This is a genomic window from Ideonella sp. P3_A4, assembly GCF_056403075.1.
Map to the genome: position 1 here is coordinate 1 of NZ_JBFUGE010000163.1, position 11,839 is coordinate 11,839.

At 66.8% G+C, this 11,839-nt stretch carries 9 protein-coding genes; 6 read left to right on the top strand and 3 right to left on the bottom strand.

Going from position 1 to position 11,839, the window contains the following annotated elements; genetic code table 11:
• The coding region (locus AC1DYI_RS15750) for a BMP family ABC transporter substrate-binding protein (RefSeq protein ID WP_477205072.1) at positions 1-584 on the top strand (584 nt) is incomplete at its 5' end.
• A gap of 12 nt (positions 585-596) precedes the next feature.
• Here AC1DYI_RS15750 and AC1DYI_RS15755 read toward each other — a convergent pair.
• Complete coding sequence (locus tag AC1DYI_RS15755; RefSeq protein WP_477205073.1) at positions 597-1,562, bottom strand: helix-turn-helix transcriptional regulator; 966 nt, start codon at positions 1,560-1,562, stop codon at positions 597-599.
• Between the two features lie 106 nt (positions 1,563-1,668).
• Here AC1DYI_RS15755 and AC1DYI_RS15760 point away from each other — a divergent pair, with 106 nt between their 5' ends.
• Positions 1,669-3,636, top strand: coding sequence for an amidohydrolase (locus AC1DYI_RS15760; protein WP_477205074.1), 1,968 nt, complete (start codon positions 1,669-1,671; stop codon positions 3,634-3,636).
• Positions 3,637-3,649: 13 nt separating this feature from the next.
• Here the strand turns inward: AC1DYI_RS15760 and AC1DYI_RS15765 are convergent, their stop codons facing one another.
• Complete coding sequence (locus AC1DYI_RS15765) at positions 3,650-4,237, bottom strand: GNAT family N-acetyltransferase (protein WP_477205075.1); 588 nt, start codon at positions 4,235-4,237, stop codon at positions 3,650-3,652.
• A 41-nt stretch (positions 4,238-4,278) separates the two neighbouring features.
• Entirely contained in the window at positions 4,279-4,836 is a 558-nt protein-coding gene (locus AC1DYI_RS15770) for an Lrp/AsnC family transcriptional regulator (RefSeq protein WP_477205076.1), read from the bottom strand.
• A gap of 209 nt (positions 4,837-5,045) precedes the next feature.
• Here AC1DYI_RS15770 and AC1DYI_RS15775 point away from each other — a divergent pair, with 209 nt between their 5' ends.
• The 4 genes from AC1DYI_RS15775 to AC1DYI_RS15790 all read left to right on the top strand — a co-directional run.
• Positions 5,046-8,609: an indolepyruvate ferredoxin oxidoreductase family protein gene (locus AC1DYI_RS15775; protein ID WP_477205077.1), complete on the top strand. Its 3,564-nt coding sequence runs from the start codon at positions 5,046-5,048 to the stop codon at positions 8,607-8,609.
• A gap of 174 nt (positions 8,610-8,783) precedes the next feature.
• Complete coding sequence (locus AC1DYI_RS15780; protein ID WP_477205078.1) at positions 8,784-9,338, top strand: outer membrane beta-barrel protein; 555 nt, start codon at positions 8,784-8,786, stop codon at positions 9,336-9,338.
• 74 nt (positions 9,339-9,412) lie between these two features.
• Entirely contained in the window at positions 9,413-10,180 is a 768-nt protein-coding gene (locus tag AC1DYI_RS15785; RefSeq protein WP_477205079.1) for a class I SAM-dependent methyltransferase, read from the top strand.
• Positions 10,181-10,193: 13 nt separating this feature from the next.
• Positions 10,194-11,839: GspE/PulE family protein (locus tag AC1DYI_RS15790; RefSeq protein WP_477205080.1), on the top strand; the 1,646-nt coding region annotated here is incomplete at its 3' end.

Genomic DNA, 11,839 nt, shown 5'->3' on the forward strand with positions numbered 1-11,839 from the left:
GCATCAATGCCTTCACGCTCGGCATGCGCTCGGTGAATCCGAAGGCCGAGGTCAAGGTGGTCTGGCTCAACACCTGGTTCGACCCGGCACGCGAACGCGACGCCGCGGTGGCGCTGATCGGGCAGGGCGCCGATGTGCTGACCAATCACACCGCGTCGTCCGCGGTGGCGCAGGCGGCCGAAGAGAAGAAGGTCAAGCTGCTGGCCTACCAGAGCGACATGCGCGAGGTGGCGCCGAATGCGCAGCTGGCCGCCGTGACGCAGCATTGGGGGCCGTACTACATCCGCGTTGCCAAGGCCCTGCTCGATGGGCGCTGGCAGTCGCAGGCCTACATGGGAGGCATCAAGGACGCGATGGTGCGCTTGGCCGCCTTGAGCCCGCAACTCAGCCCGGCCGCACGCGAGGCCGCCGTGCAAGTCGAGACGCAATTACGCGCGGGCCAGTTCCAGCCCTTTGCCGGCCGGTTGGTCGACAACACCGGCCGCGAGCGCCAGGCCGCCGGCGCTTCGATGAGCGAGGCACAGATCGCGCAGATGGATTGGTTGGTGCAGGGTGTGACGGGTACCTTGCCATCCGCGCGCTGAGCCAGTGCCACGTCAGCGTTTGCCCGCACCACGCTGGAACACACCGCCCAGCGCGGCCTTGTTCGACACGCCCAGCTTCAGGTAGCAGTCGCGCAGGTAGCCGCGCACGGTGGCGGGCGACAGGCCCAGCTGACGCGCGATTTCCTTGTACGAATCGCCGGCGGCGTAGGCCCGGGCGATCGACTCTTCGCGCCGCGTCAAGCCGTGGCCGATGCGTGAGCGCAGCGTGATGCGGCTGCCGTCGGCGCCGGCCGCCAGGGGCTCGATGCCGACCTCGATCCACTGACCTTGCCATTGGCCTTGCCCGGCTCGCCACAGCGGCTGCAAAGGCGGCGGCAGCGGCCCGCCAGGCCAAGCGGGGAATTCGCGCAACAGTAGATGGCAAAAGTCGGGCGACGCGTGCTGCAGGTAGCCCGCTTCGTCGACCTGGGCCTGGTGCTCGCCGGCGGCTGAGAACTGGCGCCGCAGCGCCAGCCGCCAGTGCGTCTGCTCGGCTTGCACCAGGTGCGGCACCAGCAGCTCGACCAGCTTGCGCTCGTCTTCGCTAAATACGGGCTGCGTCTCGCCGCGGAACAGCGAGACGAAGTTGTACAGGCCGGTGCTCTCGTCCGGCAGCAGTGTTGACAACGCGCAGTGCAGGCCATAGCGGGCATCGAACGCGGCCTCGGCCGGGTTGGCCGGCCCCTCGCCATCGTCCAGCACGGTAACGCCGGGCTGCTCGGCGCAACGGCGGGCCAGCGCGTCCACATCGGCAATGCCCCACCAGTCTTCGATGAACGCGGGCGGCAGCTGGTGCAGGTAACCCTGCATCACCGAGACCTGGGCGGCCTGTGGGTTGGCAATGCCCCACCAGGCCGAGTCTATCGGCACGTGCGGCTCCAACAGAGCCAGGGCCGCGCCACGAAACCCTTCAGCCGGCACCTCGACCGCCAGCCGTTGCCAAGCCAGCACCAGCGCGGAGAAACGGGCGAGGTCCATGGTTGGGCAGCTTAGTTGACAGGGGCGGGTCTCCCCGCCCGTGCATCTGCAGGGTTGGCGCCGGCGCAGTGGCCGGCCAGAGTCCAACCCATTGTAGGAAGCGCCCATGAGCGCCCCTTTGTTCCCCAAGCGCGCAGGAGACAACGTGCAGCGACCCCAGCCCCGCAAGAAGACCCGATGGACCCGATCTGCCCTCACTTGGTGGGCCGTGGCGGCTGCCGCTGCCGGGCTGGCTGGTTGCCTGGATTGGGGCAGCGACCGCCCCGAGCCCGCGACCATGGTGCTGCGCGGGGGCAACGTGCGGACGATGGACGTGCAGGGCCACACCGCGACAGCCGTGGCGGTGCGCGGAGAACGCATCGTCGCGGTCGGCAGCGACGCCGAGGTCTCCGACTACATCGGTCACGACACCCAGGTCATTGAACTCAAGGGCCGCACTTTGCTGCCGGGCTTCATCGACAGCCACATCCACCCCGCGAGCGGGGCCGAGCGGCTGGCGCAATGCAGCGTCGACGGTGTCGCGCTCGGCGTCGACGAGATCGTCGCCTACGCGCTGAGCGATTGCTTGCCCAACGAGCCGCAGCCGGTGCCCGCCGGCAAGTGGATCGAGATCGCCAACGTCAACCCGACGAACTTCGTCGCCACCGCAGCCGACCTGGACCGCATCAGCGCCACGCGCCCGGTGGCACTGCATGGCATCGACGGCCACACCGAGTGGGTCAACACCAAGGCCTTGCAGCTGGCCGGCATCACCGCCGTCACCGCTGACCCGCCCGGCGGCCAGATCGAGCGCGATGCGCACGGCAACCCCACCGGCTTCCTGAAGGATGCCGCGCAAGGGCTGGTCGATTCGATCATCCCGCCGCTGACGCTGGACGAGCGTCTCGCGTTGGCGCAACAGGCGCTGGACATCATCCGCTCCAAGGGCATCACCTCGGTGCAGGACGCGTGGACCAGTGAATCGGCGCTGCAGGTCTACGAGACGCTGGAGGCCGTCGGCACGCTGAAGATGCGGGTGCGTGCGGCGCTGATGTCTGACATCGGCGACAACGAGGCCGAGTACCAGCGTCTGATTGGCCTGCGTGCGAAGTACGCGACGCACCCGTTGATCCAGGCCGACGCGGTGAAGATCTTCTCCGACGGCGTGATCGAGTACCCGACGCAGACCGCAGCGATGATCAAACCCTACCTTGACGATCACGGCCAGCCGACGGCGAATTTCGGCGGCCGCTACTTCGACCAGGCGGTGCTGAACGCCTACGTCGCGCGGCTCGACAAGGAAGGCTTCACGATCCACACCCACTCGATCGGCGACTTCACCACGCATGCGGTGCTGGACGCGCTGGAGGCGGCCAAACAGGCCAACGGCGCCACCGACAACCGGCACCAGATCGCGCACCTGCAGATCGTCGACCCGGCCGATTTCGCGCGCTTCAAGGCGCTGAACGTCTACGCCAACATGCAGCTGTTCTGGGCCCAGCCCGACGAGTACTCGGTCGACGCGGTGCAGCCCTACATCCTGCCTGAGACGCACCGCTACATGTACCCCGCCGGCAGCCTGAAAGCCGCAGGCGCGACGCTGGTGGGCGGCAGCGATTGGCCGGTGGACGCACTGCCTGGCGACCCGATGCCCAACACGCCGATGTCGTCGACGCAGATCGCCGTCACCCGCACCGGCCCGTTCGCCGATTCACCGTACTATGGCCAGACGCTGCACACCGAAGAGGTGGTGCCGGTGGCCGACATGATCGCGGCCTACACCGTCAATGCGGCCAAGGCGCTGCGCCTGGACACCAAGGTCGGCACGATCGAGGTTGGCAAGCTGGCCGACTTCGTGGTGTTGGACCATGACCCGTACGACACGCCGGCCGACCAGCTAATGCAGGTCGCGGTGATGCACACGGTGTTCAACGGCGAAGTGGTCTACGACGCCGAGAACCTGGCGGCCACCAGCACCATGGCGCGGCGCCAGCACGCGGCGACGACGTTGCAGGCGCTGGCCCACAAAGCGCTGCCGCAGCGGGTGTGGCGAGACCACAGCACACACGCGGGCCCTGGCCACGCGGCGCACTGAGCGCGCGGCGTGCCTACCAGTCCGACGGTTCGTTGAACATGGGGTTGGTCAACGCCGTCAGCTGGTGGTCGCGCCAGGCGCCGGCGATGAACAGGTAGTCCTTGGCCAGCCCTTCGGGACGAAATCCCAGCCGGGCCAGCACYGCGCCGCTGCGCTTGTTCTCGGGCCGGTAGGCGGCCTGGATGCGGTGCAGGTTGACCTGCGGCGAGAACATCTCGTCGATCGCCGCCGACAGGGCCTCGTGCATCAACCCACGGCCTTGGCAGAACTCGTCCAGCGCATAACCCAGCACGCAGCTGTGGAAGGCGCCGCGCGAAACCTGGCTGAAGTGCACCGAGCCGATCACGCGTGCCGGCTCGGTCGACAGCGACAACCAGTAGCGAAAGCCCGCGCCCTCGGTGAACGCCTTCAGCCCCAGCCGGATGCGTTCGGCTTGCGCGGCGGGGGTGTAGAAGCTGTCGATGGTCGGTGGGTCCCAGGGCGCGAAGTGGCGCCGGTTGCGGCTGTGGAAGTCGGCCACGGCCTCCGCCAAGGACTCATCGCCCGCTTGCAGCAGCAGGCGCTCGGTGGTGATCTCGCGGCGGGCGGGGGTCAGGTCCATGGGAACGAAGCGTAATGCAACGTGGGCGGCACATGTGACGCCTAGCGTGGTTGCAAGTGGCCCAGTGGCAACGCCGCCCCCGCCTTCACCTCGCCCAGCGAAAAACTGGTGTGCAGGTCTTTCACGTTAGGCAGCTTGAACAGCGTGTCCATCGTCCAGCGTGAATAGGCGTCGAGGTCGGTCACCAGCACCTGCAGCTCGAAGGTGCCGGCGCCGCTGATGTAGTGGCAGGCGATGACCTCGGGCAGTTTCCTGATGGCCGCCTCCAGCGCCTGCGTGGCCGCAGCGTTGTCGCGGTCGGTGTCCACGCGCACGAAGGCCAGCACGCCCAGGCCGATCTTGCGGCGGTCGATCTCGGCGCGGTAGCCGGTGATCACGCCCAGTTCCTCCAGCCGGCGCACGCGGCGCCAGGTCGGGGCGGCCGACAGGCCGATGGCGGCGGCGAGATCGGCGTTCGACTGGCGCGCGTCGCGTTGCAGCGCGTCCAGGATCGCGACGTCGTAGCGGTCGAGCGTGACGCCGGCGGCGGTCGAGACGGGAACCCCGGCGCCTGAGGCGTCGGAACTACTGGTTTTCCCTGATTTTGCGGACTTCGGCAATCTTGGTTCTCCTCAGAAGAAGTTTGAGCAAGATTGTTTCTCGAACCATGGTACCGAGGCAATCAAAAGAAAGCACCTGTCTCAGGCTTGCTTCTACACTTTGCGCATTCACCCCTCTTCGCCAAGGCGCGCGGGCCACGAGCCCGACCGCGCCTTCGCGCGCACTCTCCTGCCACGCCACACGCAGCCCCTTTAGGAGCACGCACGCCATGAACGCCCCGCTGTCCGACTCGATCCGCAAAGCGCTGGAATCGGTCACGCTCGACGACAAATACGCGCTGCCGACCGGCCACGCCTTCATGAGCGGTGTGCAGGCGCTGGTGCGCTTGCCGATGCTGCAGCGCACGCGCGACGCCCGCAACGGCCTGAACACCGCCGGCTTCATCAGCGGCTACCGCGGCTCGCCGCTGGGCACCTATGACCAGGCGCTGTGGGGTGCCAAGAAGCACCTGGCCGCCAACCATGTCGTGTTCCAGCCGGGGGTCAACGAGGAGCTCGGCGCCACGGCGGTCTGGGGCACCCAACAGCTCGACCTGTTCAAGGAGAAGGCCAAGTACGACGGTGTCTTCGGCATCTGGTACGGCAAGGGCCCGGGCGTCGACCGCTCGATCGACGTGTTCAAGCACGCCAACATGGCCGGAACCAGCAAGCACGGCGGCGTGATCGCGATCRCCGGCGATGACCATGTGTCGAAGAGCTCGACCGCACCGCACCAGAGCGACCACGTCTTCAAGGCCTGCGGCTTCCCGACCTTCTTCCCGAGCAACGTGCAGGACATCCTCGACATGGGCCTGCACGCCTTCGCGATGAGCCGTTTCTCGGGCCTGTGGAGCGGCATGAAGACGATCCAGGAGGTCGTCGAGTCGGGTTCCAGCGTCAGCGTCGATCCGGACCGCGTGAAGATCATCATGCCGGAGGACTTCCAGATGCCGCCGGGCGGCCTGCACATCCGCTGGCCCGATCCGCCGCTGGAGCAGGAAGCGCGGATGATGGACTACAAGTGGTACGCCGCATTGGCCTATGTGCGAGCCAACAAGCTGAACTACAACGTCATCGAATCGGCGCGTGACCGCTTCGGCATCATCGCCAGCGGCAAGGCTTTCAACGACGCGCGCCAGGCGCTGAGCGACCTGGGCCTGGACGACGACACCTGCCGCGCGCTCGGCATCCGCCTTCACAAGGTCAACGTGGTGTGGCCGCTGGAAGCGACCATCACGCGCGACTTCGCGACCGGGCTGCAAGAGATCCTCGTCGTCGAGGAAAAGCGCCAGGTCATCGAGTACCAGATCAAGGAACAGCTGTACGGCTGGCGCTCGGACGTGCGCCCGAACGTGATCGGCAAGTTCCAAGAGCAAGAAGGCGACTTGTCCGGCGGCGAATGGTCGATGCCGAACCCGAGCGAGAACTGGCTGCTGCGCGCCAAGGCCGACCTGACGCCCGCCATCATCGCCAAGGCCATCGCCAAGCGCCTGAAAAAACTGGGCGTGCCGGCCGATGTGGCCGCCCGCATGGACGAGCGCATCGCCGTCATCACCGCGAAAGAACAGGCACTCGCAGCGCTCGAAGTGAAGACCGGCGACCGCACGCCGTGGTTCTGCTCGGGCTGCCCGCACAACACCTCGACCCGCGTGCCCGAAGGCTCGCGCGCAGTGGCCGGCATCGGCTGCCACTACATGGTCAACTGGATGCCGGGCCGCCGCACCGAGACCTTCACCCAGATGGGCGGCGAGGGCGTGCCCTGGGTCGGCCAGGCGCCGTTCACCAACGAGCAGCACATCTTCTCGAACCTGGGCGACGGCACCTACTTCCACAGCGGCATCCTGGCAATCCGCCAGTCGATCGCCTCGGGTGTCAACATCACCTACAAGATCCTCTACAACGACGCGGTCGCGATGACCGGTGGCCAGCGCGTGGGTGAGCGCCCCGAGGGCCACTCGGTGCTGCAGATCATGAACAGCGTGGTCAGCGAAGGTGTGGCCAAGCTGGTGATCGTGACCGACGAGCCGGGCAAGTACGACGGCGTGGCACTCGCCCCTGGCGTCACCGTGCACCACCGCGACGAGCTGGACCAGATCCAGCGCGAATTCCGCGAGCTCAAGGGCACGACTGCGATCATCTACGACCAGACCTGCGCGACCGAGAAGCGCCGCCGCCGCAAGCGCGGCACGATGGCCGACGTCGAGAAGCGCGTCGTCATCAACGAGCTGGTCTGCGAAGGCTGCGGCGACTGCTCGGTGCAGAGCAACTGCGTCTCGGTCGAACCGCTGGAAACCGAGTTCGGCCGCAAGCGCCAGATCAACCAGAACTCCTGCAACAAGGATTTCTCGTGCGTGAAGGGCTTCTGCCCCAGCTTCGTCACCGTCGAAGGCGGCGTGCTGAAAAAGCCGAAGAAGGGCAGCGGCCCGAACCTGGCGAGCCTGCCCGGCATCCCCGAGCCGACGCTGCCGGCCTGTGAATCGGCCTGGGGCATCGTCGTCGCCGGCGTCGGCGGCACCGGCGTCATCACGATTGGCCAGTTGCTCGGCATGGCCGCGCACCTGGAAGGCAAGGGCATCGTCACGCAAGACGCGGCGGGCCTGGCGCAAAAGGGCGGCGCCACCTGGAGCCATGTGCAGATCGCCGAGAACCAGGGCGCGATCTACACGACCAAGGTCGACACCGCCAAGGCTGATCTGATCATCGGCTGCGATGCGATCGTCGCCGCCAGCAAGACGACGCTGAGCGCGATGCACCCCGAGCGCACCTTCGTCGCGCTGAACAACCACTCGACGCCGACGGCCAGCTTCGTCACTGACACCGAGTGGACCTTCCCGGCCGGCCAGTGCGAGACGGCGATCTCGGCCGCGGTGGGCAAGGATCACTTCGCCACCTTCGACGCCGAAGAAGCCGCCACGCAACTGCTGGGCGACTCGATCTACACCAACCCGCTGATGCTGGGCTTTGCCTGGCAGCATGGCCGCATCCCCCTCAGCCATGAGTCGCTGATGCGCGCGATGGAGTTGAACGGCGTGCAGATCGAGAAGAACAAGGACGCCTTCGAGTGGGGCCGTCGCTGCGCGCATGACCTGGCCTCGGTCAAGGCGCTGTTCAAGGCCGCGGCGGTGATCCAGTTCGTCAAGCGCCCGTCGCTGGACGAAACCATCACCAAGCGCGTCGAGTTCCTGACCGCCTACCAGCACGAAGCCTACGCGGCCGAGTACAAGACCTTTGTCGACAAGGTGCGTGCCGCTGAAGCCAAGCTCGGCACGAGCACGCGCTTGTCCGAAGCAGTGGCTCGCTACCTGTTCAAGCTGATGGCCTACAAGGACGAGTACGAAGTCGCCCGCCTGCACACCGATGCCAGCTTCCTGGCCAAGGTCAACGCGCAGTTCGAAGGCGACTTCAAGCTGGTGCATCACTTGGCACCGCCGCTGTTCGCGAAGAAGAACGACCAGGGCGAGCTGATCAAGAAGCCGTTCGGCCCGTGGATGCGCTCGGCCTTCGGCCTGCTGGCCAAGATGAAGGGCCTGCGCGGCACCGCGTTCGACATCTTCGGCTACACCGAAGAGCGCCGTACCGAGCGGGCACTGATCGGCGAGTACCGCGCCTCGATCGACGAGTTGCTGGCTGGGCTGTCGAATGACAAGTTGCCACTGGCGGTTGAGATCGCCAAGCTGCCGGAAGASATCCGCGGCTACGGCCACGTGAAGGAGCGCCACCTTAAGGCGGCACGCGCCAAGTGGAGCGAGCTGATGGCGCGTTGGCGCGCGCCGGCCAAGCAGGCAGCCGCCTAAGCCGCCAGATCGATTTGAAACGACTGTTTCGACCTTCCTGAGAACGCCGTCGCCACCAAGCGACGGCGTTACGTCCTGAGGCCGTTTTGGTGAGCCGACTCTACGGCGGCCTCCAGACAATCCGCCCGCAACCGCGGTTCGCGGTTGTTCAACAATGACTCAGGAATGGTTGTGATGAGAAAGATTGCTTTTGCGTTGGCCGCCGTGATGGGCTGCCTGTTGTCCACTGCCGGCCACGCGGCGGGTTATGTCAGCGGCAACGTCGGCGCAGGTCACATTGAGGTCGACTGCACGGGTACGGACTCGTGCGAGAACTCGACGACGTCGTTCAAGCTGGTCGGCGGCTACGAGCTGACCAGCAACCTGTACGGCGAGCTCGGCTACATCGACTTTGGCAAAGCCAAGGCATCCCTCGCGGGCGTCAAGTCGACCGCTCGCGCCAGCGGCGTGATGCTGGGCCTGGCCTATCAGGTGCCGTTCGGCGAGAACTGGTTCGGCAACGTTCGCCTTGGCGCCGTCAACATGGAAACCAAGCTGCGTGCCTCGGCGCTGGGCACGAGCGTTTYGGACTCGGAAACGAACGTCAAGGCCTACGTCGGCCTGGGCTTCGGCTACTCGTTCAACAAGAACCTGAAGGTCGTCGGCGATGCCGACTTCAGCCGCGCCGAGTACAACGACGACGAAGCCAGCGTGCGTTCGTTGTCGGTCGGCCTTCGCTACGACTTCTGATCTTCGCCGCTGAACGGCGGCAAGCCAGACGCCACCCGCGCCCCGGGTGGCGTTTTCTTTTACAGTCCCGCTCGATGTCCACCCGAACCCAAGACCTCGCCGGCGCCACGATGTCGGAACACGACGGCGTGCGCTATCTGCATCTCGATTCACCGTGGGTGCAGGGGGCGATGCGCATGTCGCAGCCGCAGTCGCTGGAGCTTGAATACATCCAGCGCATGATGGCGTGGATGCTGTGGCGGCCTGAGGCCGAAGTCGCCAAGGGCCATGCCGTGCAGCTGGGCCTGGGCGCCGGTTCGATCACGCGTTTTTGCCACAAGGTGTTGCGCATGAAGACGACGGTGGTCGAGATCAACCCGACGGTGATCGGCGCGAACCGGCTGTGGTTTCGGCTGCCGCACGACGACGCACGCTTGACGGTCGTCGAAGACGACGCCGCACGCTGGGTCGCCGATGCATCGAACGCCGGCTGTGCCCAGGTGCTGAACGTCGACCTGTACGACCACGATGCCGCCGCGCCGGTGCTCGACGACGAAGCGTTCTACGCCGACTGCCGCGACGTGCTGGACGCCGACGGCGGCCTGATGACTGTCAACCTGTTCGGCCGTGACGCCAGCTTCGAGCGCAGCGCCGGCCGCATTGCTGCGGCCTTCGGGCGCGATCAGGTCTGGAGCCTGCGCCCCACGCGCGAAGGCAACACCGTGATCGTGGCCGCTCGCGATGTAAAGGTGCCCGATCGCGAGACCTTGACGGCGCGCGCCGCTAATATCGAAGAACGCTATGGCCTGATGGCCCGCAAATGGCTGCGGATGGTCAGGCCCTTGCCCGCTGAAACCTCCTGAGACCGAGCTCGACATGACCGCATCGACTGAATCGCCCGCCGGCACGTCGCCCCGCCATGCGGTGCCGCCGAAGGGCCGATTGGACATGCGGCAGCTGCTGAAGTGGCTGCGCGACGACGGCCTGCTGGCGCCGCTGGAGGCCGATGTGCTGGCCAAGCGCTTCGGCCAGGCCGGCTCCAGCCTGCACCCGCTGCTGCGCCTGGGCGGCGCGGGGCTGAAGGATGTGCGTGACGGCAGCGCGCTCGACACCGAGATCCTGACCCGCTGGCTGGCCAAGCGCTTCGGCCTGCCGTTTCAGCGTATCGATCCGCTGCGCGTCGACGCCAGCAAGGTGGCCGACGTGATGTCGCTGGCCTACGCCGAAACGCGGCGCGCGCTGCCGCTGAACGTCGGCCTGCAAGAGATCACGGTTGCGACCTGCGAGCCGTTCGACGTGGCCTGGCTGCCCGACATCGAGGCCCACACCCRCCGCCCGATCAAGCTGGTGCTGGCAACGCCGGACGATGTGTCGCGCTACACGACCGAGTTCTACGCGCTGGCGGCCAACGTGCGYGTGGCCAAGAAGACCGGCGAACTGGCGGCCTCGGCCGTCAGCTTCGAGCAGCTGGTCGACCTGGGCAAGATCAAGGACCACGCGCTCGACGCCAACGACCAGGGCGTCGTGCAGATCGTCGACTGGCTGTGGCAATACGCCTTCGAGCAGCGCGCGAGTGACATCCACCTCGAGCCCCGCCGCGACACTGGCGTGATCCGTTTCCGCATCGACGGTGTGCTGCACCTGGTGCACCAGGTGCCGGCGCCGGTGATGGCGGCGATGACTGCGCGCATCAAGCTGCTCGGCCGGATGGACGTGGTCGAGCGCCGTCGTCCGCAGGACGGCCGCATCAAGACCCGCCGGCCCGAGAACGTGCCCGGTGGTGGCAGCGAAGTCGAAATGCGTCTGTCGACGCTGCCCACCGCCTTCGGCGAGAAGGTCGTGATGCGGATCTTCGACCCCGGCACGGTCGACAAGCCGTTCGAGTCGCTCGGCTTCTCGCCTGATGAGGCGCGGCGCTGGAACGAGCTGATCGAGCACCCGCACGGCATCATCCTCGTGACCGGCCCGACCGGCTCGGGCAAGACGACCACGCTGTACTCGACGCTGAAGAAATTGGCGACCGAAGAGGTCAACGTCTGCACCGTCGAAGACCCGATCGAAATGGTCGAGCCGGCATTCAACCAGACGCAGGTGCAGCCCGCGCTCGACCTCGGCTTTGCCGACGGCCTGCGCGCGCTGATGCGGCAGGACCCGGACATCATCATGGTCGGCGAAATCCGCGACCTGGAAACCGCCGAGATGGCGATCCAGGCTTCGTTGACCGGCCACCTGGTGTTCTCGACCGTCCACACCAACGACGCGCCGGCTTCGATCACCCGCCTGATCGACCTGGGCGTGCCGGCCTACCTGATCACCGCCACGGTGATCGGCGTGCTGGCGCAGCGGCTGACGCGTACGCTGTGCCCCAGCTGCAAGCAGCCGGACACGGCGATCTCGGTCGAGACGCTGCAGTCGCTCGCTGCACCGTGGCGCCTGGCCGGCGCCATCCGCCCGCACAAGGCGGTGGGTTGTCCGGCCTGTCGTGGCACCGGCTACCGCGGCCGTGCAGCGCTGTATGAGCT

What these genes read in the sequence shown, in the direction of transcription:
- AC1DYI_RS15755 (WP_477205073.1), bottom strand. Translation starts at nt 1,562, where the DNA reads ATGGACCTCGCCCGTTTCTCCGCGCTGGTGCTGGCTTGGCAACGGCTG.
- AC1DYI_RS15760 (WP_477205074.1), top strand. Translation starts at nt 1,669, where the DNA reads ATGAGCGCCCCTTTGTTCCCCAAGCGCGCAGGAGACAACGTGCAGCGA.
- AC1DYI_RS15785 (WP_477205079.1), top strand. Translation starts at nt 9,413, where the DNA reads ATGTCCACCCGAACCCAAGACCTCGCCGGCGCCACGATGTCGGAACAC.